Annotated in this window: 20 protein-coding genes and 1 riboswitch; of the genes, 8 read left to right on the top strand and 12 right to left on the bottom strand. The window is 70.4% G+C overall.

The features are described 5' to 3' along the window. Positions 1-3: 3 nt before the first annotated feature. Positions 4-167, bottom strand: a riboswitch (cyclic di-AMP (ydaO/yuaA leader). A 201-nt stretch (positions 168-368) separates the two neighbouring features. Then, complete coding sequence (locus SSP08S_RS38280; RefSeq protein WP_019072940.1) at positions 369-1757, bottom strand: M16 family metallopeptidase; 1389 nt, start codon at positions 1755-1757, stop codon at positions 369-371. Further along, entirely contained in the window at positions 1754-3124 is a 1371-nt protein-coding gene (locus SSP08S_RS38275) for a M16 family metallopeptidase (RefSeq protein WP_019072939.1), read from the bottom strand. Before SSP08S_RS38275 ends, SSP08S_RS38280 begins: the two co-directional genes overlap by 4 nt. Positions 3125-3457: 333 nt before the next feature. Between SSP08S_RS38275 and SSP08S_RS38270 the strand changes: the two genes are divergently transcribed. Next, entirely contained in the window at positions 3458-5914 is a 2457-nt protein-coding gene (locus SSP08S_RS38270) for a DNA gyrase/topoisomerase IV subunit A (protein ID WP_019072938.1), read from the top strand. 16 nt (positions 5915-5930) lie between these two features. On the opposite strand, the gene SSP08S_RS38265 is transcribed toward SSP08S_RS38270, so the two are convergent. Further along, positions 5931-7070 carry a CobW family GTP-binding protein gene (locus tag SSP08S_RS38265; protein WP_019072937.1) on the bottom strand — a complete coding sequence of 380 codons (1140 nt, stop codon included), beginning with the start codon at positions 7068-7070 and terminating at the stop codon, positions 5931-5933. Between the two features lie 320 nt (positions 7071-7390). Here SSP08S_RS38265 and SSP08S_RS38260 point away from each other — a divergent pair, with 320 nt between their 5' ends. Both SSP08S_RS38260 and SSP08S_RS38255 read left to right on the top strand, forming a co-directional pair. Beyond that, positions 7391-7936: a DUF6082 family protein gene (locus SSP08S_RS38260; protein WP_019072936.1), complete on the top strand. Its 546-nt coding sequence runs from the start codon at positions 7391-7393 to the stop codon at positions 7934-7936. Positions 7937-8065: 129 nt separating this feature from the next. Next, on the top strand, positions 8066-8302 hold the full coding sequence (locus tag SSP08S_RS38255; RefSeq protein ID WP_026179195.1) for a hypothetical protein: 237 nt from the start codon (positions 8066-8068) through the stop codon (positions 8300-8302). Between the two features lie 249 nt (positions 8303-8551). Here the strand turns inward: SSP08S_RS38255 and SSP08S_RS38250 are convergent, their stop codons facing one another. Further along, on the bottom strand, positions 8552-9718 hold the full coding sequence (locus SSP08S_RS38250; protein WP_019072934.1) for a citrate synthase/methylcitrate synthase: 1167 nt from the start codon (positions 9716-9718) through the stop codon (positions 8552-8554). Positions 9719-9816: 98 nt separating this feature from the next. Here SSP08S_RS38250 and SSP08S_RS38245 point away from each other — a divergent pair, with 98 nt between their 5' ends. The 4 genes from SSP08S_RS38245 to SSP08S_RS38230 all read left to right on the top strand — a co-directional run bounded on the left by SSP08S_RS38245 (position 9817) and on the right by SSP08S_RS38230 (position 14552). Beyond that, positions 9817-11073: a citrate synthase gene (locus tag SSP08S_RS38245; RefSeq protein WP_019072933.1), complete on the top strand. Its 1257-nt coding sequence runs from the start codon at positions 9817-9819 to the stop codon at positions 11071-11073. A gap of 54 nt (positions 11074-11127) precedes the next feature. After that, entirely contained in the window at positions 11128-12066 is a 939-nt protein-coding gene (locus tag SSP08S_RS38240; protein ID WP_019072932.1) for a ferredoxin family protein, read from the top strand. Positions 12067-12204: 138 nt separating this feature from the next. After that, the gene (locus tag SSP08S_RS38235) at positions 12205-13875 is read left to right on the top strand and encodes a sensor histidine kinase (RefSeq protein WP_078532649.1); all 1671 of its coding nucleotides are present in this window, start codon (positions 12205-12207) and stop codon (positions 13873-13875) included. Next, positions 13872-14552 carry a response regulator gene (locus SSP08S_RS38230; protein ID WP_019072930.1) on the top strand — a complete coding sequence of 227 codons (681 nt, stop codon included), beginning with the start codon at positions 13872-13874 and terminating at the stop codon, positions 14550-14552. The genes SSP08S_RS38235 and SSP08S_RS38230 overlap by 4 nt, the downstream gene beginning before the upstream one ends. Positions 14553-14565: 13 nt before the next feature. Here the strand turns inward: SSP08S_RS38230 and SSP08S_RS38225 are convergent, their stop codons facing one another. The 3 genes from SSP08S_RS38225 to SSP08S_RS38215 all read right to left on the bottom strand — a co-directional run bounded on the left by SSP08S_RS38225 (position 14566) and on the right by SSP08S_RS38215 (position 17386). Then, on the bottom strand, positions 14566-15627 hold the full coding sequence (locus SSP08S_RS38225) for an ABC transporter substrate-binding protein (protein WP_019072929.1): 1062 nt from the start codon (positions 15625-15627) through the stop codon (positions 14566-14568). Positions 15628-15702: 75 nt separating this feature from the next. Beyond that, the gene (locus tag SSP08S_RS38220) at positions 15703-16581 is read right to left on the bottom strand and encodes an ABC transporter permease (RefSeq protein WP_019072928.1); all 879 of its coding nucleotides are present in this window, start codon (positions 16579-16581) and stop codon (positions 15703-15705) included. Next, a complete protein-coding gene (locus tag SSP08S_RS38215; protein WP_019072927.1) occupies positions 16571-17386 on the bottom strand; it encodes an ABC transporter ATP-binding protein in 816 nt (271 codons plus the stop codon). The genes SSP08S_RS38220 and SSP08S_RS38215 overlap by 11 nt, the downstream gene beginning before the upstream one ends. 159 nt (positions 17387-17545) lie before the next feature. On the opposite strand from SSP08S_RS38215, the gene SSP08S_RS38210 reads away from it, so the two are divergent. Continuing rightward, positions 17546-18238 (top strand): response regulator, encoded by a 693-nt coding sequence (locus tag SSP08S_RS38210; protein WP_019072926.1) that lies wholly within the window; start codon positions 17546-17548, stop codon positions 18236-18238. 50 nt (positions 18239-18288) lie between these two features. On the opposite strand, the gene SSP08S_RS38205 is transcribed toward SSP08S_RS38210, so the two are convergent. The 5 genes from SSP08S_RS38205 to SSP08S_RS38185 form a co-directional block, all read right to left on the bottom strand. Then, positions 18289-19881 (bottom strand): monocarboxylic acid transporter, encoded by a 1593-nt coding sequence (locus tag SSP08S_RS38205; RefSeq protein ID WP_019072925.1) that lies wholly within the window; start codon positions 19879-19881, stop codon positions 18289-18291. Continuing rightward, positions 19878-20438, bottom strand: a complete 561-nt coding sequence (locus SSP08S_RS38200) for a DUF485 domain-containing protein (protein WP_078532648.1) — start codon at positions 20436-20438, stop codon at positions 19878-19880. The genes SSP08S_RS38205 and SSP08S_RS38200 overlap by 4 nt, the downstream gene beginning before the upstream one ends. A gap of 69 nt (positions 20439-20507) precedes the next feature. Continuing rightward, entirely contained in the window at positions 20508-21194 is a 687-nt protein-coding gene (locus SSP08S_RS38195) for a response regulator transcription factor (RefSeq protein WP_019072923.1), read from the bottom strand. Next, positions 21191-22342 (bottom strand): histidine kinase, encoded by a 1152-nt coding sequence (locus tag SSP08S_RS38190; protein WP_019072922.1) that lies wholly within the window; start codon positions 22340-22342, stop codon positions 21191-21193. The genes SSP08S_RS38195 and SSP08S_RS38190 overlap by 4 nt, the downstream gene beginning before the upstream one ends. Beyond that, positions 22339-22863, bottom strand: a complete 525-nt coding sequence (locus SSP08S_RS38185; RefSeq protein ID WP_019072921.1) for a DUF1453 family protein — start codon at positions 22861-22863, stop codon at positions 22339-22341. Before SSP08S_RS38185 ends, SSP08S_RS38190 begins: the two co-directional genes overlap by 4 nt. Between the last annotated feature and the right edge of the window lie 362 nt (positions 22864-23225).

Here is a 23225-nt window from a genome sequence, read left to right as displayed (position 1 = left end):
GTCCTTTCCTTCCTTCTCGCCTACCGGGTTAGCTGACGGGTTCGGAGCAGGAAGGTCTCCTACGGACTCCCCCGCCACACGCGCGGGCGTCCGATTCACCCCAGGGACTCATGTGGGTCCCCGGCTCCCCTGGCTCGCGCCGTACGGGGACTCGGCGATGACTGTCCGGTGCCGCGAGTGCGGCGCGGTGCCTGACGGACAGCCGGACCGACGCTAAGGGGGGCCACTTTCAATCCCCAAACGGATCACGGTTTTTGTAGCGCATGCCACAGGGCAGACAGGCAACCTCTCCCCCAATTCGGACAATAGGGAGCCCTGACGACCGTTCAGTCATCAGGGCTCCCCACACGCGCGTGCCGCCGTTGCGTCTACTCCGCCGGAACGACGGTCACTTCGCCGATACCGAGGGCCTCGACGGGCTCCTTGATCTGCTCCGCGTCGCCGACGAGGATCGTCACCAGACGGTCCACCGGGAAGGCGTTGACGACCGCCGCGGTGGCCTCCACGGTGCCGGTCGCGGCGAGCTGCCGGTACAGCGTCGCCTGGTAGTCGTCGGGCAGGTGCTGCTCGACCTGGTCGGCCAGCGTGCTCGCGACGGCCGCGGCGGTCTCGTACTTGAGTGGCGCCACGCCGACGAGGTTCTGCACGGCGATGTCCCGCTCGGCGTCGGTGAGTCCGCCCTCGGCGAGCTTGCGGAGCACCGTCCACAGGTCGTCCAGGGCCGGACCCGTGTTCGGGGTGTCCACGGAGCCGCTGATCGCCAGCATCGAGACGCCGGTGCCGTCGGGTGCCGAACGCAGCACCTGGCCGAACGCCCGCACACCGTAGGTGTAGCCCTTCTCCTCGCGCAGGACGCGGTCCAGGCGGGAGGTGAGGGTGCCGCCGAGGCAGTACGTACCGAGCACCTGCGCGGGCCACACACGGTCGTGCCGGTCGGCTCCGACGCGGCCGATGAGCAGCTGCGTCTGGACGGCGCCGGGCCGGTGCACGATCACGACCCGCCCGGTGTCGTCGGCGGTCACCGGCGGCACGGGGCGCGGCTGGGCGGTGGAGCCGGTCCACGAGCCCAGGGTCTCGGCGAGCAGCGCGTCCAGGTCGATGCCGGTGAGGTCGCCGACGACCACGACGGTGGCGGTCGCGGGGCGGACGTGCCGGTCGTAGAAGGCGCGTACGGCCCCGGAGTCGATCTTCTGGACGGTCTCCTCGGTGCCCTGGCGCGGGCGCGACATGCGCGAGCTCGCCGGGAACAGCTCCTTGGAGAGCTCCTTGGCCGCGCGGCGGGAGGGGTTGGCCGTCTCGTGCGGGATCTCGTCGAGGCGGTTGCGGACCAGCCGCTCGACCTCGCTGTCGGCGAAGGCGGGTGCCCTGAGGGCGTCCGACAGCAGGCCGAGGCCCTTGGCCAGGCGCGAGGCCGGGACCTCCAGGCTCAGGCGCAGCCCGGGGTGGTCGGCGTGCGCGTCGAGGGTGGCGCCGGAGCGCTCCAGCTCGGCGGCGAACTCCTCGGCGGAGTGCTTGTCGGTGCCCTCGGAGAAGGCACGCGCGGTGATCGTGGCGACACCGTCCAGGCCGGCCGGTTCGGCCTCCAGGGGCGCGTCGAGGAGCACCTCGACGGCGACGACCTGCTGGCCCGGGCGGTGGCAGCGCAGAACCGTCAGGCCGTTGCCGAGCGTCCCGCGCTCGGGCGCCGGGAAGGCCCACGGCCGGGCTTCGCCCGCCTGGGGCTGCGGGTGGAATTCCATCGTGGCGAGCTCGGTCACTTGGCCGCCTCCTCGTTCTCGTCGCCGGCCTCGGCCGCTGCTTCGCCGGCGTCGTCGCCGGCATCCTCGTCCGCGATCGGCTCGTAGACGAGCACCGCGCGGTTGTCGGGCCGCAGGCGCGCCTTGGCGACCTCCTGGACCTCCTCCGCCGTCACGTCCAGGACGCGCTGTACGGCGGTCAGGGCGAGCTGCGGGTCGCCGAACAGGACGGCGAAGCGGCACAGTTCGTCCGCGCGGCCCGCGACCGTGCCCAGCCGGTCCAGCCACTCGCGCTCCAACTGGGCCTGGGCGCGCTCCATTTCCTCGGCCGTGGGGCCCTCCGCGGCGAACCGGGCGAGCTCCTCGTCGATGGCGGCCTCGATGACGGGCACCTCGACGTCACCGGACGTCTTGACGTCCAGCCACCCCAGGGAGGGCGCTCCGGCCAGCCGCAGCAGCCCGAAGCCTGCGGCGACGGCCGTACGGTCGCGTCGTACGAGGCGGTTGTAGAGGAGCGAGGACTCGCCGCCGCCCAGGATGGTGAGGGCGAGGTCGGCCGCGTCGGACGCGCGCGTGCCGTCCTCCGGGAGCCGGTAGGCGCACATCAGGGCGCGCGCCGGAACCTCCTCCTCGACGATCTCGCGCAGCTCGCCGCCCATCGTGTCGGGCAGTGCGCCGTCACGGGGCGCGGGCTTGCCGTCGTGCGAGGCGATGGACCCGAAGTACTTCTCGATCCAGGCGAGCGTCTGCTCGGGGTCGATGTCGCCGACCACGGAGAGGACCGCGTTGTTGGGCGCGTAGTAGGTGCGGAAGAACGCGCGCGCGTCCTCCAGGGTGGCCGCGTCCAGGTCGGCCATCGAGCCGATGGGCGTGTGGTGGTAGGGGTGGCCCTCCGGGTACGCGAGGGCGGTCAGCTTCTCGAACGCCGTCCCGTAGGGCACGTTGTCGTAGCGCTGGCGGCGCTCGTTCTTGACGACGTCCCGCTGGTTCTCCATCGACTCCTCGTCGAGGGCGGCGAGCAGGGAGCCCATGCGGTCGGCCTCCAGCCAGAGGGCGAGCTCCAACTGGTGGGTGGGCATGGTCTCGAAGTAGTTGGTGCGTTCGAAACTGGTGGTGCCGTTGAGCGAACCGCCCGCGCCCTGCACCAGTTCGAAGTGCCCGTTGCCCTTCACCTGTCCGGAGCCCTGGAACATCAGGTGCTCGAAGAGGTGAGCCAGGCCGGTACGCCCCTTGACCTCGTGGCGGGAACCGACGTCGTACCAGAGGCACACCGCCGCGACCGGGGTCAGGTGGTCCTCGGAGAGCACCACGCGCAGACCGTTGGCCAAACGGTGTTCGGTCGCTGTCAGACCGCCGGACCCTGCCTCGGCGGTGGCCGTGTGACCCATGGGCATGTACGTCCCTTCGATCGCGGATTCTCTGGCTGGAACCGCAGAAATCCTGCTCGTCCCGCCACTGTATGCAAGCGTGCGGACCGTCGGCGAAGTTCCCGGCGGACGTACGCCGAGAGCGAGATCGCGTAGCCTGCGGGCAGTCGCACACGTGGACCCACGCGGCAGCCGTCGGTGACGGAGCCGAGCGGCCAACGCCGGGTCCTGGTCCGCGTTGTCAGTGCCGCGGTCCACAATGGTTCACGTCAAGACCCCGTTCACGCTTCAGCAAGAGTGAGCCGAAGGGGAGCGACCCCCAGGCGAGCGACCAGAAAAGAGGAGCCGGCAGCGATGGCCCGCCGCAGCACGAAGACCCCGCCGCCCGACGACTCGTTCGAGGAGCGGATCCTCGACATCGACGTCGTCGACGAGATGCAGGGCTCCTACCTTGAGTACGCGTACTCGGTCATCTACTCCCGCGCCCTGCCGGACGCCCGGGACGGCCTGAAGCCGGTCCACCGCCGGATCGTCTACCAGATGGACGAGATGGGCCTGCGCCCCGACCGCGGCTATGTGAAGTGCGCGCGTGTCGTCGGCGACGTCATGGGCAAGCTGCACCCGCACGGCGACGCGTCGATCTACGACGCCCTGGTGCGCATGGCGCAGCCCTTCTCCATGCGCGTCCCCCTGGCCGACGGCCACGGCAACTTCGGCTCGCTGGGCAACGACGACCCGCCCGCCGCCATGCGGTACACCGAGTGCCGGCCGTCCGAGGCCGCCAACCTGATGACCGAGTCGATCGACGAGGACACGGTCGACTTCGCCCCGAACTACGACGGCCAGGAGCGGGAGCCGGTGGCCCTGCCCGCCGCCTTCCCGAACCTGCTGGTGAACGGCTCGTCGGGCATCGCCGTCGGCATGGCCACCAACATGCCGCCGCACAACCTGGGCGAAGTCATCGCGGCGGCCCGCCATCTGATCCGCTATCCGAACGCGGACCTCGACACCCTGATGCGCCACGTCCCCGGCCCCGACCTGCCGACGGGCGGCCGGATCGTCGGCCTGAGCGGCATCCGGGACGCCTACGAGACGGGCCGCGGCACCTTCAAGATCCGCGCCACCGTCGCCGTGGACAACGTGACGGCGCGCCGCAAGGGCCTGATCGTCACCGAACTGCCCTTCTCCGTGGGCCCGGAGAAGGTGATCGCCAAGATCAAGGACCTGGTCGGCGCGAAGAAGCTGCAGGGCATCGCCGACGTCAAGGACCTCACCGACCGCGCGCACGGCCTGCGCCTGGTCATCGAGATCAAGAACGGCTTCGTCCCCGAAGCGGTCCTGGAGCAGCTCTACAAACTGACGCCGATGGAGGAGTCCTTCGGCATCAACAACGTCGCCCTGGTGGACGGCCAGCCCCTCACCCTGGGCCTCAAGGAACTCCTGGAGGTCTACCTCGACCACCGCTTCGACGTCGTACGGCGGCGCAGCGAGTTCCGCCGCACCAAGCGGCGCGACCGCCTGCACCTCGTAGAGGGTCTGCTCACCGCGCTCGTCGACATCGACGAGGTCATCCGGATCATCCGCTCCAGCGACAACTCCGCGCAGGCGAAGCAGAGTCTGATGGAGCGCTTCTCGCTGTCGGACATCCAGACGCAGTACATCCTGGACACTCCGCTGCGCCGGCTCACCCGGTTCGACCGGATCGAGCTGGAGTCGGAGATGGAGCGCCTCACCGCGGAGATCGCCGAGCTGTCCCGCATCCTGGAGTCGGACACCGAGCTGCGCAAGCTGGTCTCGACCGAACTGGCCGCGGTGGCAAAGAAGTTCGGCACCGACCGGCGTACGGTCCTGCTGGAGTCGGCGGGCTCCCCCGACGCCACCGTGCCGCTCCAGGTCGCCGACGACCCGTGCCGGGTGCTGCTCTCCTCGACGGGCCTGCTGGCCCGCACGGCGAACGGCGAGCCCTTCCCGGAGGACGCCGACGCCCGGCGCGTCAAGCACGACGTGATCGTCTCGGCGGTCCCGGCGACGGCCCGCGGCGAGCTGGGCGCGGTCACCTCGACCGGCCGCCTGCTGCGCATCAACGTCGTCGACCTCCCGCAGCTCCCGGAGACGGCGTCCGCGCCCAACCTCTCCGGCGGCGCGCCGGTCTCGGAGTTCGTCTCCCTGGAGGACGGCGAGACGGTCGTCTGCCTGACGACCCTCGACGAGTCCTCCCCGGGCCTGGCCATCGGCACGGAGCAGGGCGTCGTCAAGCGCGTGGTCCCCGACTACCCCACGAACAAGGAGGAGTTGGAGGTCATCACGCTCAAGGACGGCGACCGGATCGTCGGCGCGATCGAACTGCGCACCGGCGAGGAGGACCTCGTCTTCATCACGGACGACGCCCAACTCCTGCGCTACCAGGCCTCCCAGGTGCGCCCCCAGGGCCGCCCGGCCGGCGGCATGGCGGGCATCAAGCTCACCGACGGCGCGAAGGTCATCTCCTTCACGGCCGTCGACCCGGCCGTGGACGCGGTCGTCTTCACGGTGGCGGGCTCGCGCGGCACGCTGGACGACTCCGTCCAGACGACGGCCAAGCTGACCCCGTTCGACCAGTACCCCCGCAAGGGCCGCGCCACCGGCGGTGTCCGCTGCCAGCGCTTCCTGAAGGGCGAGGACTGCCTGTCCCTGGCCTGGGCGGGCGCCGTACCGGCCAGGGCCGCGCAACGGGACGGCACCCCGGCCGAACTCCCCGAGATGGACCCGCGCCGCGACGGCTCGGGCGTGTCCCTGCCGAAGACGGTGTCGGTGGTGGCGGGCCCGGTGTAGCCCGCGCCCTCGACCCCTACGGTTCCGAGTACGGGTCGGGTTCCGGCTCGGATTCCGGTTCCTGACTCTCCGGTTCCTGTACGTAACGCAGGACGCCCCACATGCCGTGCTCGTCGGCCTGTGGGGCGTCGCCGTCCCGGCACGCCTCCAACTCCTTGCCGAGCGCGGCCAGTTCAAGACCCGTACCGATCAGCACGAGCTGAGTGAGCCGGGCGTCCCCGCTCGCCCAGGGCTCGGGATAGAACCGCAGGAAGCGTCCTACGGCGTGCACGGCGTACCGGTTGCGGGGATCGTGGGCGCCGAAGTCGACGTACCCCTTGATCCGGTAGAGCCCCTCGGGCCTGCTGTCCAGGAACGCCATCAGCCCGCGCGGGTCCATGGGCACGTCGGAGGCGAAGGAGAGGCTGTCGTAGGCGGTGTGCAGATGGCCGGTGTGCTCGTGCTCGTCGCCGGTGTGCTCGTGCAGGTCGTCGAAGGTGAGCTGCCCGACGCGCTCCTCACTGGGCCTGCAGTCGAAGAGGAACTCCGGGTCGATGCGGCCGTAGGTGGCGGGCACCACGGCGGCCCGGTCGGTGAGGGAGTTGACGAGTCCGAGGACGCGCGGGGCATCGGCTGCCGCCCGGTCGAGCTTGTTGACGACGACGAGGTCGGCGAGGGAGAGATGCCGGTCGATCTCGGGGTGCTTCGCGCGGGTGTCGTCGAACTCGGCGGCGTCGACGACCTCGACGAGTCCGCCGTAGACGATCCCCGGGTGTTCGCTGGCGAGCAGCATGCGCACCAGTTCCTCCGGTTCGGCGAGTCCGCTGGCCTCGATGACGATGACGTCGATGCCGGTGGAGGGGTGGGCGAGCCGCTCCAGGTAGACGTCGAGTTCACTGGCGTCGACGGCACAGCACAGGCACCCGTTGCCGAGGGAGACGGTCGAGTCGCCGAGGGCGCCGGCCACGGCGAGCGCGTCGATCTCGATCGCCCCGAAGTCGTTGACGACGGCGCCGATACGGCTGCCTCCGCTGCGGTGCAGGAGGTGGTTGAGCAGAGTCGTCTTGCCGGAGCCGAGGAATCCGGCGAGGACGACGACGGGGATCTGCGGGGGACTTGGAACCGGCGCCCCGCTCTCGCTCGGGCTCGGGTGTGCGCTCGGGTTCTGCGGGCTCAACGTGCGACCTCTTTCACGCCGACGCGTGCACCGGATCGCGGCCGGGTGCACGTACGGAGGTTGAATGCCGCCCCAGGATACGAGCCGGAAGAATCGCCGCGAAGTGAACGATTGTTAGCACTCCTTGCGGGGCACACGTTGGGGAAGGCGCCGGTTCGTGCGACCCTCGCTTCCCTCCGTGCGCCTCCTCTCCGCCTCCCTGCCGATCAGAGCCGCTCGGCACTCTGGGAGACGGCAAGCGCCGCCCATCGCTCGCCGGTCCCCATCAGTCGACCCGCACCCCGACGACCGGCGGACGGCCGCCTGATTCGGGGGTTGACATGGCCACACAGAACCGCGGGACGCGAGGGCCCAGTGCCACCGCCGCCGTAGGACTCGCCTTCGCCGCGGGGGTGCTCGCGGCGCTCGCCGCGCAGCGACACAAGTTCGAGGAGCTTCGACTGCGCGTCGCCGAAGTGGAGCAGAGCGACAGGCAGGCGATGCTGACGGAGCAGCAGCGGCTGCAGTTCTACCTCCTGACCAAAGCCATGGAGGATCCGGACCTGGCCGCCGTCTACAGCAACGTCCAAGTGGACTCGCCAGTCAAGCAGCGCCAGTACCTGTTCGCGAACGCCCTGTACAACAACGCCCTGCTTGCCTACCGCGTGGGCATCGTCAACTGGGAGGAACTACACGGTCACCTTCGGACCATCTGCCAGAACACCAACTTTCGCGACTACTGGCATGCCCATCAGCCCCATCGAGCCAGCCTCAAGGCAGAGTCGACCGAAGCCAAGGTGGGCCGAATGGTGGACCGCCTGATCCGCGATTTGGACGAAGCAGACACAGAAGAGTGGTGGGTGGTCGGCGAACCACCAGAAGAATAAACGGAGTTGACACACCGTCAACAAGACATGCCATTCCGGAACCCCCTGTCAGGACCCGACAACATCGACAGCTACCCTGTCCCCGCCCAGGTGGGCTACCATCCGCCCCTTTGAAGGACAGGGATCTCTTTGAACATCGTGCGCCGCATTGGTGCGTCCCCACGCGAACGAGGCAGTTTGTCCGGCGACACATGCCCGGACATCTTCGAACTGAGTGACGGACGCTTCGCCGTCATCGGGACGGAGGCCACGGCGGCGCTCGATCAGGAACTTCCCCCTGACGCCGCGCGCGCGGACTACGAACGCATCGTGATCATCAGCCGCGACACACTTCTGCGCGCCAAGGCCGATATCCCCGACGAATAAAACAGCAGGGCCGCACCATGGACTAAGCCGTCAACTGTTGAGGTCCACTCGGCCGCCCCTATGGAGGGGCACCCTCCGGAAGACGAGTCCCCCGCAGGCCCGCTCTCCACTCGCTTCACTTCACCTTGCGCACGACCCCCTGACGCATCGGGAACACTTCGAGACGACCGGCACCCACCCCGCCGCGCAGTGCTCGACCATGACTTGGTGGGGTCCGGCACCAGACCGGTGCCTGGCCCCACGCATTTCTCAGGCGATCTCAGGCACCGCGACCGGCGCCTCCACCCCCACATACCGCGCGACCGGCCGGATGATCTTCGAGTCCTCCGCCTGTTCCACCACGTTCGCGCTCCACCCCACCACCCGCGCGGCGGCGAACGTGGGCGTGAACATCTCCCGTGGCAGCCCGCAGAGTTCCATCACCAGCCCCGCGTAGAACTCGACGTTCGTGTGCAGCTCACGCCCCGGCTTGAGTTCGGCGAGGATCGCCTCCACCTGGCGTTCGACCTCGACCGCGAACTCGACCCTGGAGCCGCCGAACTGCTGGGCGACCTCGCGAAGCATCCGGGAGCGCGGGTCCTCCGTGCGGTAGATCGCGTGGCCGAAGCCCATGATGCGGTCGCCGGCGAGGACGCGTTCACGGATCCAGGGGTCGATACGGTCCGGGGTGCCGATCGCGTCCAGGGTGTCCAGGGCGCGGCTGGGAGCGCCGCCGTGCAGTGGGCCGGAGAGCGCCCCCACGGCCCCGACCAGGCAGGCCGCCACGTCCGCCCCCGTCGACGCGATGACCCGCGCGGTGAAGGTTGACGCGTTGAATCCGTGGTCAATGGTTGAGATCAAGTATTGCTCGATCGCCCTGGCCTGCTGCTTGTCCGGCTCCGAACCCGTCAACATGTAGAGGTAGTTGGCCGCGTAGGAGAAGTCCTCGCGCGGCTCCACCGGGTCGAGCCCCTGCCCCAACCGGTACAGCGCCGTCAGCAGCGTCGGTACGGCGGCCGAGGCCACGAGGGTGTCCGCGCGCCGAGCGTCCGCGTCGATGTCGTACACCGGGCGGAAACCCTTCGCGGCGCCGAGCAGCGACAGCGCCGTACGCATGCCGGACAGCGGTCCGGACGTCCCGCTCGCCGCCGCCACGGCGGGCAGCGCGGCCCGCACCTCGTCGGGCAGCCGGCGCAGCGCCGCGGTCTCGGCGGCGAAGGCGGCGCTCCGTTCGGCGTCCGGCAGTTCGCCGTGGGCCAGGAGATGCCAGACGTCCTCGAAGCCGCGGGTCCGCGCAAGCTCGACGGCGGAGTACTGGCGGTAGTGGTAGAAGCCCTCGGTCCCCCGGACGTCACCGATTCGGGTGTCGGTGACGACGACGCCCGCGAGTCCCCGCGGAACCTCGATACGAGTGGCTGCGGCCCTGTTGATGGACATGTTTCCTCCCTGGACTTGATTCAAATGTCCATGGTTGACTCAATCTCTGTCAATATTGATTGAATCAATGCATCCCGGGGATGGATACCGTGACCTCCATGCGCGATCAAGAAACCGCTCCCGGTCACCCCGAGCGACGGCTCAGCACCAAGGAGACCGCCGAGCTGCTCGGCGTGAAGCCCGAGACCGTGTACGCCTACGTGAGTCGCGGGCAGCTGGGCAGCAGACGCGAGCCCGGCGGCCGGGGCAGCACCTTCGACGCCAAGGAGGTGGAGGCGCTCGCCCGGCGCAACAGGCGGGAGAGCAGCGGGAGTTCGGGGTCGGGAGGCGAGCTCTCCGTACGGACCCGGATCACGCTCATCGAGAAGGACCACTACTTCTTCAGGGGCGTCGACGCGACCGAGCTGGCCGCGCGCCACTCCTACGAAGAGATCGCCGAGTGGCTGTGGACCGGGGAGTTGCGTCCCGGGATCACGTTCACCGCGCCCAGGGCGAGCGTCGCCGTCGCCCGCCGCACGGTGGACGCACTGCCCGAACACACCGGCCCCACCGACCGGTTGCGGGTCGCGGCCATCGCGGCGGCGACCGCGGACCCGCTGCGCTTCGACCTCTCCGAGGACGCCGTGCTCGGCACGGCGCGCACCCTCATCCCCACCCTCGTCGCCGCCCTGCCACCGGTGCGGCGCGCGCATCGCGACGAGGGTCCGCTCGCGCACCGACTGTGGGCACGGCTGAGCGGGCAGACAGCTGACGAGGCGTCACTGCGCGCCCTGGACACGGCACTTGGCCTGCTCGTCGACCACGACCTGGCCGCGTCCACCCTCGCGGTGCGGGTCGCCGCCTCGGCCCGCGCGCACGCCTACGCGGCCGTCTCCTCCGGCCTGGGCGTCCTCGAAGGCCCCCTGCACGGCGCGGCCAGCGGTCTGGCGCACCGGATGCTGCTCGACGTGCTCGACCAGGGCAGCGCCGCCCCGGTGGTCGCCGACGAACTGCGGGCCGGCCGCCGCATCCCCGGACTCGGCCACCGGCTCTACCCGGGCGAAGACCCACGCGCGCGTGCCCTGTTCGCCCTCCTGAAGGACGTTCCCGGCGCGGGGCCCGCACTCGCCGCGGCCCGGGACATCGTCGCCACCACGGCCCGCCACACCCCGCTGCACGCCAACGTCGACCTGGCACTCGCCGTGCTCACCGTCTCCTCCGGGATGCCCTCCACGGCGGGCGAGACGATCTTCGCGGTCGCCCGTACGGCGGGCTGGATCGCGCACGCCCTGGAGGAGTACGGCGAGCGCCCGCTCCGCATGCGGCCCAGCGGTCACTACGTCGGCCCGAAACCGCCTCAACCACTACCGGAGTAGGACACGAGCCCGGCCGGAAGTCACCCCGGACCAAGTCAGGTTAGGCTCACCTCTGTGAGTACGTGCGCGACCGTCTCTCGGGACCTCGACGAACCCATTTCCGGAACCGCGGCCACGGCGACGACGTGGCTGCTGCTGGAACAGCCCGGTCCTTGGGGTGCCAAAGCGCTCACTTCGAGCCACCTGGACCCCGTGCTGGGCCGCGCCCTGGAGACCGCGGCCGTGAACACGGGTGTACGGATCGCGCTCATCCGGCGTCCCGGGCGGCACGCCGACCCCGCGCCGTCACGGGTACGGCAGGTGTACGCGGCCCACACCGTTCCCGGGAACGCGTGGCTGCACAGCGCCACGACGACCGACCCGCGGCAGCTGCTCGGCCTCGACTTCGCGGCTCTCGGCGCGGGCGACCCGCACTCGTTCGGCTCGGCGCTCGGCGGGCGGGCGCACACCGGCGATCCGCTCGCGCTCGTCTGCACCAACGGCAAGCGCGACCGCTGCTGCGCGCTCCTGGGCCGTCCGCTCGCCGTCGAACTGGCCGCTTCCGGGGTCGCGGGCGCCTGGGAGGTCACCCACTTGGGGGGCCATCGTTTCTCGCCCACGGTGCTCGTCCTGCCGTACGGCTACGCGTACGGGCGCGTCGGCGCCCACACCGTCAAGGAGATCCTCCAGGGCGTCCAGGAGGGCCGTGTGGTCGTCGAGGGCTGCCGGGGCGGTTCGGCCTGGGAGCGGCCCGGACAGGCAGCGGAGCTGGCCGTGCGGACGGCGGCGCGCGAGTACGCGGCGGACGCGGTGAGTGTCGTACGGACGGACGGCGGCGCGCCCCGCTGGGAGGTGACGGTCGCGCACACCGACGGCCGCCACTGGCGCGTGATCGTCGCCCAGGGCGCTTCCCTGCCACCCCGGCCGGAGAGCTGTGGGGCGTCGGTGCTCGGGGCGCCGGCGCGGATGGACGTGGTGGCGGTGCGCGAGCTGACGACGGCCCTGGCGGGCTGACCCGCCCGGCACCGGGCCACCCGCCCGGCTTCCACGGGAAATCGCGCACTACTGGAGGCCACTTTCCCCAAGAATTGGTCAAGAGATCCACGCCACACCCCTAGGGCGGGTCCCGTCCCGGCACGTACCTTCGTGGGTATGAGCCCCACCCCTCTCGCACGCCGCCGTCGCCTCGGGCTGCCGCGGCGGGTGTTCTCGCAGGTGCTGCTGATGCAGCTGGCGATCGCCGCGGGAGTCGCGGTCCTGGCGACCGGGCTGTTCCTCGCGCCGCTGAGCAAGCAGCTGGACCAGGAGGCGATGAACCGCGCCCTGGCCATCGCCCAGACCACCGCGCAGCAGCCGCAGATCATCAAGGACCTCCAGAACACCCCTCCGCGCGCGGACGGGCCCGTGCAGAAGGAGGCGGAGCGGATCCGGAAGGCCACCAGGGCCGAGTACGTGGTGGTGATGGACTGGCGGGGCGTGCGCTGGTCGCACACGACTCCGAGCGAGATCGGCCGGTTCGTCTCGACCTCTCCGGGCCAGCCTCTGGCCGGACAGGAGGTCAAGGAGATCGACAAGGGCACCCTGGGCCGCTCGGCCCGCGGCAAGGTGCCCATGCGCGGCACCGACGGCACGATCATCGGGGCCGTCTCCGTGGGCATCAAGTACGACAGCGTGCGCGCACAGCTGATCAGCGCGATCCCCGGGCTGCTGGCGTACGCCGGGGGCGCACTCGCCGTCGGCGCGCTGGCCGCCTGGCTTGTCTCCAGGAGGGTCCAGCGGCAGACCCGGGACCTCGCCTTCTCGGACATCTCGGCGCTGCTCTCGGAGCGCGAGGCGATGCTGCACGGCATCCGGGAGGGCGTCGTCGCCCTGGACCGCGCGGGCCGCATACGGCTCCTGAACGACGAGGCGCGGCGCCTGCTGGGCATCGGTGACGAGGCGGTCGGCCGCTCCCTGGACGAGGCGCTCGGCGAGGGCCGTACGACCGATGTCCTGGCCGGCCGGGTGACCGGAACCGACCTGCTCGCCGTCCGGGGCCAGCGGGTCCTGGTCACCAACCGGATGCCCACCGACGACGGGGGCGCCGTCGCCACCCTGCGCGACCGCACCGAACTGGAGCAGCTGGGCCGGGAGTTGGACTCGACGCACGGTCTGATCGACGCCCTGCGCGCCCAGGACCACGAGCACGCCAACCGGATGCACACCCTCCTGGGGCTGCTCGAACTGGAGATGTACGACGACGCCGTGGACTTCGTCGGAGAGGTGGTCGGCGATCACCGGGCCACCGCCGAACAGGTCACCGAGAAGATCCAGGACCCCCTGCTCGCCGCCCTGTTGGTGGGCAAGGCGACCGTCGCGGCCGAGCGGGGCGTCGCCCTGTGGATCGCCGACCGGACCTGGCTGCCGGACCGCCTGATCGACCCGCGGGGGTTGGTCACCGTGGTCGGCAACCTGGTGGACAACGCGCTCGACGCCGTCGGAGGCACACCGCACGCGCGCGTGGAGGTCGAATTGCGGACGGAAGGGCGGACGGCGGTGCTCCGGGTGCGGGACACGGGGCCCGGAATCCCGGAGGAACAACGGGAGTTGATCTTCACGGAGGGGTGGTCCACGAAGAAGCCCCCGGCCCACGGCAAACGCGGAATCGGCCTCTCCCTGGTGCGTCGGCTCGCCGAACGGCAGGGCGGCAGCGCAATGGTGACGGAGGCGTTCGGCGGGGGCGCGGAGTTCGTGGTCGTCCTGCCCGAGGCACTGACCGAACCGGACCTGGAACCCGCTCTCACCGTGCCCGGGGAGACCGTCACCGAGGAGGACTCCCGATGATCGAGGTCCTGGTCGTCGACGACGACACCCGGGTCGCACGGGTCAACGCCGCCTACGTCGAGAAGGTGCCCGGCTTCCACGTGGCCGGCGAGGCCCACAACGCGGCCGACGCGCTGCGCCAGTTGGAGACGCTGCCCCGCCTCGACCTGGTCCTCCTGGACCACTACCTGCCCGACGAGACGGGCCTGGCGGTCGTCCAGGAGATGCGCCGGCGCGGCCACCAGACAGACGTGATCATGGTGACGGCGGCCCGGGACGTGACGACCGTACAAGCGGCGATGCGGCAGGGCGCGTTGCAGTACCTGGTGAAGCCGTTCGCCTTCGCGGGGCTGCGGGCCAAGCTGGAGGCGTACGCCGAACTGCGCCGCACCCTCGACGGCGGCGGCGAGGCCGAACAGGCCGAGGTGGACCGCATCTTCGGCGCCCTGTCCACGCCGTCGGAGCCCGGGCTGCCCAAAGGGCACTCCCCCACCACCGCGGAACTCGTGCGCCAGTCCCTGATGAACGCCGAAGGCCCCCTGTCCGCCCAGGAGATCGCCGACCGCACCGGGGTGAGCAGGCAGACCGCCCAGCGCTACCTGAAGCTCCTGGAGCGCACCGGACGGGCCAGACTGACGCTCAAATACGGCGACGCGGGCCGCCCGGAACACCGTTACGTGTGGGCGACCCGCGCCTGAGAGGCACGGCCGGTCAGCCTGTCGCGTTCTTCACGAACTCGGTCGTGTACGTCTTGTCGAGGTCCACGTCGGCGTTCTTGATGGTGGGGTTGAACGCCTTGAGCACCTTCTCGACGGTCTCCGGGCCGTTGGCCGGCATCACGCCGTCCTTGGTGAACATCGGCAGCGTGCTCTTGATCGCGTCGGCGTAGAGGGTCTTGTTGCCCTGGGAGTAGTCGGCGGGCATCTTGTCGGCGATCTCGGTGGCGCTGTGCGTGGACATCCACTTGAGCGTCTTGACGAATGCATTGACCATCTTCTGCACAGTGGACTTGTGGCTGTTCACCCAGTCCGTCTGCATGTACAGACTTGACGAGGGGTACGGCCCGCCGAGCGCCGCCTGCGATCCCTCGGGCGTCCGCATGTCGACGAGGATCGTGCCGGCCTTCTTGTCGAGGATCGTCGCGACGGTCGGGTCGGTCGTCATGCCGGCGTCGATGGAGCCCTGCTGGAGCGCGGCGACGAAGGTCGGTCCCGCGCCCACGGCGACCGGGGTGAACTCGCTGACGTTGACGCCGTTCTTGACGGCGAGGTACTTGGTGAGGAAGTCGGTGGAGGAGCCGAGGCCGGTCACGCCGAGCTTCTTGCCCTTGAAGTCCTTGGCCGACTTGACCTTCCCGGCCGCCTTGGTGGACACGACCTCCACCTCGCCGGGCGCCTGCGAGAACTGCACCACGGACTCGACCGACTTGCCCTTGACCTGCAGGTCGAGCGTGTGGTCGTAGAAGCCGACGGCTCCCTGGACCTGCCCGGAGACGAGCGCGGTCTCGGCCTGGACGCCGGCCGGTTCGCTCAGCAGCTCCACGTCGAGGCCCTCGGCGTCGAAGTAGCCGAGCCGCTGGGTGAGCATCGCGGGCAGGTAGATGACCTTGTCCAGGCCACCGACCATGATCTTGACCTTCTCGCCCTTGCCGTCGCCCTTGGCGCCGGAGCCGGTGGAGGCGGTACTGGCCGCGTCGTTGGCGCAGGCGGTGAGCGAGGAGAGGGCGAGCAGGCCCGAGGCGGCCAGGGCTGCGTATCTGGCGGTCTTGCGCATGGCGGTTCACGTCCTTGTGAGGGTGCGGGGAGGAGAGGAAGGGAGCTCTTCGACAGGGGCCCCAGGAGGGGCCGTTCAGCTGTCGGAGCCCGACGGCTTCCAGCGGAAGATGCGGTTCTCGGCGAAGGTGAGCAGCCCTTCGGCCACGAGGGCGACGACCGCGAGGATCACCATCGCGGCGTACACACCGGCCGCGTTGAAAGTGCCCTGGGACTGCGCGACGAGCAGGCCGATGCCCTTGGTCGCGCCGATGTACTCGCCGACGATCGCGCCGATGAGGGCGAAGCCGAAGCTGACGTGGAGGCTGGTGAAGATCCAGGAGGTGGCGGACGGGATGACCACCTGAAGGGTCACCCTGCGGTCGCTCGCGCCGAGGATGCGGGCGTTGGCGACCAGGTTGCGGTCGACCTCGCGGGCGCCCTGGAAGGCGTTGAAGAACACCGGGAAGAAGACGAGCACGACGGCCGACGCGACCTTGGAGGCCGGTCCGAGCCCGAACCAGATCACGAAGATCGGAGCGAGGACGATCCTCGGTATGGAGTTGAGCACCTTGATGTATGGACCAAGGATGTCGGCGAGCAAGGTGATCCGCCCCAGAGCGATACCGAACACGACGCCGGCGATGACACCGATGATCCAGCCCAGCAGCGCCTCCTGGAGCGTGAACCAGATCTGCTCCCCCAGGGAGCCGAGCGCGGTCCCGTGCATCACCCAGGTGTAGATCTGGTCCCAGATCTTCGACGGCATCGAGAAGTTGAACGGATCGATGACCTTGGCCCGGGAGAGCGCCTCCCACAGACCGAGCACGGCAACCAGGAGCAGCACTCTCGCCGCCCCGACACCGAGCTTGCGTTTACGGGCGGCACGCGCGCGTGAATAGGCGCGGTCCGTCTTGCCGCCGGGCTCGGCCGCGGTCGGCACGACCCGGTCCTCGGGTATGACGTCAGGCGACATTGGCCGCACCCCTCTCGCGCGTGATGCGGACCTCTTCGCCGAGGGACTCCCAGATCTCGCGGTAGATCTCGATGAACCGCGGCTCCAGGCGCACGGATTCGACCTTGCGGGGCCGCGGCAGGTCGATGTCGAAGACCTGCTTCACGGTGGCGGGCCCGGCGGTCATCACGACGACCTTGTCGGCCAGCGCGATGGACTCCTCCAGGTCGTGGGTGACGAAGACGACCGAGGCGCCGGTGCCCTCCCACAGCTCCAGGAGCTCGTCCGACATCAGCGCCCTGGTCTGCACGTCGAGCGCCGAGAACGGCTCGTCCATCAGCAGGATCTCGGGGTCGTTGACGAAGGTCGCGGCGAGCGCGACGCGCTTGCGCATACCGCCGGACAGCTGGTGCGGATAGCGGTCCTCGAAGGCGGAGAGCCCGACCCGGGCCAGCCACTCACGCGCCTTCGCCTTGGCCTCGGCCTTCGGTACGCCGCGGAAGCGCGGGCCCGCCATGACGTTGGAGAGGACCGTGCGCCAGGGGAAGGTGGCGTCCTGCTGGAAGACGAAACCGACCTTGTCGCCGACGCCGGAGACCGGCTCCCCGGCCACCAGCACATCGCCCTCGGAGGGCTCTTCCAGCCCGCTGACGAGGGTCAGCGTGGTCGACTTGCCGCAGCCCGTGGGGCCGACGACCGCCACGAACTCGCCACGCCCTACGGTGAGATCAAGCCCCCGTACGGCCGTGTGCAGACCCCCCGACGGGGTCCTGAAGGTCTTGCTCGCGCCCCGCAGCTCGATGGCGGGGCTGGTGTCTGCGCTCATGGCCGGGACCGTAGATGTGGCCCGGACCACAACAGGAGTCTTCTGGGCGCAAGCCGTTCTTTTGCTCGCAAGAGCCTGTTGTGCTCGTTTTGCTCGCGCTACAACTGCGGAGCCGAAACACGGGCTTAACGCTCGCCTGGCCTTGAGGAAAGAGGCCCAATGATTGACGTCATGGTCGTGGACGACGACTTCCGCGTCGCCGAGATCAACGCGAAGTACGTGGGAAAGGTTCCCGGTTTCCGGGTCGCCGCCCGCGCACACAGCGCTGCGCAGGCGCTGGCCACCGTGGAACGCGGAGCCATCGACCTCGTACTGCTCGACCACTACCTGCCCGACCAGACGGGTCTCGAACTCGTCCACCGCATGCGGCAGCAGGGCCACACGACCGACGTCATCATGATCACGGCGGCCAGCGATGTGACGACGGTGCAGCGGGCGATGCGCCTGGGCGCCCTGCACTACCTGGTCAAGCCGTTCACCTTCGCCGCGCTGCGCACCCGCCTGGACTCGTACGCCGCCCTGCGCCGGACCGTCGACCGCGTCGGCGGGCGCGGCATCGCCGGCCAGGAGCAGGTCGACCGCATCTTCGGCGCCCTGCGCACGACCACCGCGCCGGCCTCCCCCGGCCTGCCGAGCGGCCACTCGGAACCGACCACCGACCTGATCTGCGGCGTCCTGCACCGTGCCGGCCACCCGCTCTCGGCCCATGAGGTCGCCGCCGAGACCGGCCTGAGCCGCTCCACGGCACAGCGCTACCTCCGCCACCTGGAACAGGCGGGCCGCCTCCGCCTCTCCCTCAAGTACGGCGACACGGGCCGCCCCGAACACCGCTACGCCTGGGTGGCGCCGTAGCCGCGTGGAGTCGGCAGCGGCTTCCCGTACGACGGTGGTGGGCGCCCCGGCTACACGGCCCCCGCCCCCGTCAGTGCCCGTACCTCGGTCTCCGCGTGTTTGGCCTCGTCCGGGATCTCCGGCGAGGTGACTGTGCCGAGCCAACCGGCCAGGAAGCCCAGCGGGATCGAGACGAGGCCGGGGTTCTGAAGCGGGAAGAACTGGAAGTCGACGCCCGGGAACAGTGAATCGGGGCTGCCCGACACGACCGGTGACAACAGCACGAGGGCCAGCGCGGGAATCAGTCCGCCGTATACGGCCCAGACGGCGCCGCGGGTGGTGAAACCGCGCCAGAACAGGGAGTAGAGCAGCACCGGGAGGTTCGCGGAGGCGGCGACCGCGAAGGCGAGGCCCACCAGGAAAGCGACGTTGAGGTCCCTGGCGAGCAGACCCAGCGCGATCGCGATCACCCCGATGCCGACCGCCGCCGTCCGCGCCACCGCGACCTCGCTGTACGGCTTGGCACGCCGGCGTCGCAGCGAGGCGTAGAGGTCGTGGGCCACGGAGGCCGAGGAGGCCAGGGTGATCCCGGCGACCACCGCGAGGATCGTGGCGAAGGCCACGGCGGCGACGATCGCGAACAGGACCGTGCCGCCCGTGGAGTCGGCGCCGCCGCCCAGGTCGAGTGCCAGCAGCGGGACCGCGGTGTTCCCCGCCGCGTTCGACTTCTTGAGGGCATCCGGTCCGACGACGGCGACCGCGGCGAAGCCGAGCACGATCATCATCAGGTAGAAGCCGCCGACCAGCCCGATCGACCAGACCACCGAACGGCGCGCGGCCCGCGCGGTCGGCACGGTGTAGAAGCGGGACAGGATGTGCGGCAGTCCGGCCGTCCCCAGCACGAGTGCCAGGCCCAGGCTGATGAAGTCGAACCGCGCGGTCCAGTCGCCGCCGTACTTGAGCCCCGGCGCCAGGAACAACAGGCCGTGACCGCTGCGGTCGGCCGCGGTGAGCAGCAGTTGGTCGATGTTGCCGTGGAAGCGCAGCAGCACCAGCACCGTCAGTGCGACGGTGGTGCTCAGCAGCAGGATCGCCTTGACGATCTGGATCCAGGTGGTGGCCCGCATCCCTCCCAACGACACATAGATCACCATGAGCGCGCCGACGCCGATGACGGTCCACGCCCGCGCGGCCGGGCTCGTCCCGCCCAGCAGCAGTGACACCAGACTGCCCGCGCCCACCATCTGTGCCACCAAGTACAGAACGGACACGGTGACCGAGGAAGTTCCCGCCGCGATCCGCACGGGCCGCTCGCTCATCCGCGCGGCGACCACGTCGGCGAGCGTGAACCGCCCGCAGTTGCGCACCAGTTCGGCGACCAGGAACAGCACCACCAGCCAGGCGACGAGGAAGCCCACCACGTACAGCATGCCGTCGTAGCCGTACAGCGCGATGAGTCCGGTGACGCCGAGGAAGGAGGCGGCCGACATGTAGTCGCCCGCGATGGCAAAACCATTCTCCATGGGGGAGAAGAGGCGCCCGCCCGCGTAGAACTCCTCCGCGGAGCCGTGGCGGTTGCGGCTCACCCAGGTCGTGATCCCCAGGGTGACGGCGACGAACCCGCTGAACAGCAGCAACGCCAGCGTCTGATGATTACCGGTCACAGAACACCGCCTCGGGCACCACGCGTCAGTTCCTGGGTGTCCCACCGCAGTTCGAGCGCGGCCCGGTCCCTGCGCAGCCGCGCATGGCGGGCGTACGCCCAGGTCAGCAGGAACGTGGTGAGGAACTGCCCGAGCCCCGCGACCATCCCCACGTTCACGGCGCCCGCCACGGGCCGGGCCATCAGTCCGGGCGCGGTCGTCGCGGCCACCACGTACGCCACGTACCAGGCGAGGAAGACGATCACGCCCGGCACCACGAACCTCAGATACCGGCTGCGCACCTCCTGGAAGGCCGCACTGCGCTGCACGTCGAGATACACGTCCCCGGCCCGCAGCACCGGTCCCCCGTCCTCCCTGCGCGCGGCCGGCACCTCGGGAGCGGGCACCCCCGTGCCGTCCAACTCGCCCCAGCCGGACGCGAGTGCGTCGTACCACGGGTCGTGGTACCTCACCTTTCCGGATGCCTCGGCGGGGGTCGGGTCATGACCTTCGTGGTTGTCGGCCGGACCCTCGTGACCACTCGCGCCACCGCGGGGACGACCGTTGCTTGACTGCATGCCCAAGGATGGACAGAACGGGAAGATCCCCGACTCTTCTTCTCCTGGGTCTTCACCCCATCAGGTGACTCAACCCGCTGGTGGCCGCACCAGTCCCTTCCCGTAGGCGTAACGCACCGCCTGCGCACGGTCCTTGAGCCCCGTCTTGGCGAACAGGTTGTTGATGTGGGTCTTCACGGTCGCCGTGGAGACATGCAGTTCGCGGGCGATCTCCTGGTTGGTCAGGCCCTCGGCGATCAGCACCAGCACCTCGGTCTCCCGCGCGGTGAGCCCGTCCGGCAGCTCGGCGGGACCCGACGGGGGCTGCGGCCCGGGGTCCGACAGGCGTTCCAGCAGCCGCCGTTGGATGCTCGGCGACAGGCCGGCGTCCCCGGAGAGCACGCTCTCCACGGCCCGTACGATCTCGTCGCCGCCCGCGTCCTTGGTGAGGTAGCCGCGTGCCCCCGCGCGCAGCGCCGGGAAGAGTGACGCGTCGTCCGCGAAGGTCGTGAGCACGACGACCTGCGTTCCGGGATGCTCCGCGCGGATCCGCCGGGTCGCCTCGACACCGTCGCAGCGGGGCATGCGCAGGTCCATCAGGACCACGTCCGGGGCGAGTTCGGCGACGAGCCGCACCGCCTCGTCCCCGTCGCCCGCGGCACCGACGACCTCGATCCCGGGCAGCAGCCCCAGCAGCATGACGATGCCTTCCCGTACGACGGTCTGGTCGTCCGCGACCACGACCCGCGCGGGCCTCTTCACGGCCTCCTCCGTCATGCGGGCACCTTCAGCGTCACCACGAATCCCTCCTCCTCCGGCCCGGCCCGCAGTGAACCGCCCAGCAACTCGGCGCGTTCCCGCATGCCCAGCAGACCGTACCCACCTCCCGCACCGGTCAGTTCGCCGGGCGAACCGCCCGAGTCCCGTACGTCCAGCCTCACTTCGTGCTCGCCGTACTCCAGCCGAAGCAGCACCTTGGCGCCCGGGGCATGCTTGCGGACGTTCGTCAGGGCCTCCTGGGCGACCCTGCGCACGGCCTGCGAGGCCTCGGCCGGGAGCTGCCGCCGGTCACCCGTAACGGTGACCTGCGCACCGGCCGTCGTAGCGACGATCTCCGTCAGGAAGTCCTCCAGCGGGGTCATCTCGCCCCGCAGCGCGGACAGTGCCTGCCGGGTCTCGGCGAGGCCGTCCCGGGCCATCCCCCTTGCCGCCACGACCCGTTCGAGGATCGTCTCCCGGTCGGCGCCCCGCTCGATCAGCAGCCGGGCCGCCTCCAGGTGCACGAGCTGGGCCGAGAGGCTGTGCGCCAGCACGTCGTGGATCTCCCGGGCTATCCGGGCCCGCTCAGCCAGCGCGGCGGACTCCGCCTCGGCCGCGCGGGCCATGCGTTCCTGAGTGAGCAGCCGCTGCGCGTTGCCCCGGGCCTCGGCGTCGAGGCGGAGCGTGTAGCCGGCGAGGGCCAGCCCCGCCGTCGTGACCGCGGTGGTCAGCCATACGTCGTTGTTGACCGCGGCGAAGGTCGCGAGGGAGACCGATGTCACGGGCAGGGCGACCGCGATGGGCAGCCGCTCCAGCGAGGTGACCGCGCATCCGCACCAGACGACGAGGGCCGGGACCGTGAAGCCGGCCGCCTGTCCCGCGATCGCGATTCCGAGGAGCGCGGCGATGAGGGCCAGCGACGGCCAGAGTCTGTGGGCGAGAGTGGTGCGCCAGAAGCCCCAGGCGAGGGCCGCGGTCACGAGGATTCCGGCAATGCCGCCGACGAGGGCCCAGCCGTGGAGGTGGTGGCCGGTGTAGGCGCCCCACAGGAGCACGCCGAGCACCAGTAGCCGGACGGCCCAGGCGAGCAGGCGCCGGGGCCGTGAGACCCCCGCTCGGCTCAGTGCCTCCCGCGAGGGCCAGCGCGTCCACGCGTTCTCCGTCACGCGCGCTCCTTCCGGGCGGGCGGCGCCATGCCGAAACCGTACGCCGGGGCGGATCCGGACGTCCCGGTGAGGGACTGGGCCCGCCAGACCAGGACGCCGGAGCGGACCAGCAGCGTGGCCGCTAGACCGAGCATCAGGGCGGAGCTGTTCTGGTGCACACCGATCAGCGCGCCCAGGGCGAAGAGACCGACGCGCAGGGCTATGCCGACGATCCAGACGCCCCCGCTCGCCTTGGTGCTCTTGCTCCACACGGAACCGTCCGTCTCCACCCACAGGCGTGTGGTCCAGGCCCAGCCGGCTCCGGTGGCCAGCCCGATGAGCAGTTCGACGCCGAGCAGGAGGGCCGACCCGGTGTGGTGGTGAGCGTCGAGCAGGCCGGGCTCGCGGAGGGCGACGACGGCGAGGACGGCGGGGAGGAGCCACCAGCGCCGGTCGGTCCCGATCTGACGGGCGCCGAACTGTCGCACGATCACCAGGGCGGCGACGGCCACGATCACCAACGCGTTGACGAGCCCGGACATCAGAGCCTCCGTGAGCGGAAGGGGATGTCGGCGGCGAGCGCTGCCGACGCCTTCGAAGCTACGGAAATTCGCAGGTCGGCAGATCGGCGCCAGGGTGGATCGTGGGTGGATCCGCCGACCCCACCGACCTCCACCCACGGGTGGAGCAGACCGACGGCGCCGGGCTTCGGCCGGTGCCTGGACTACGGCCCCGGTGCGGTTCCGGGCCGGGGCCGACCGGGGATCGGAGTCATGGCCCGAGCCGACCCGGCCGAGACCAGAACCGGACCTCGAATCGGGACCCGAGCCGAGGTCCGGCGCCACCGGGCAGACGTTGAGCACCAGGCAGTGACCGTCAGACGTCGAACGCCGGGCACCGGCCG

Origin of the sequence: Streptomyces hokutonensis, from assembly GCF_000376565.1 — a bacterium.
In the GTDB taxonomy this organism is placed as follows: Bacteria; Actinomycetota; Actinomycetes; order Streptomycetales; family Streptomycetaceae; genus Streptomyces; species Streptomyces hokutonensis.
This window is presented reverse-complemented; position numbering and strand designations above follow the sequence as displayed.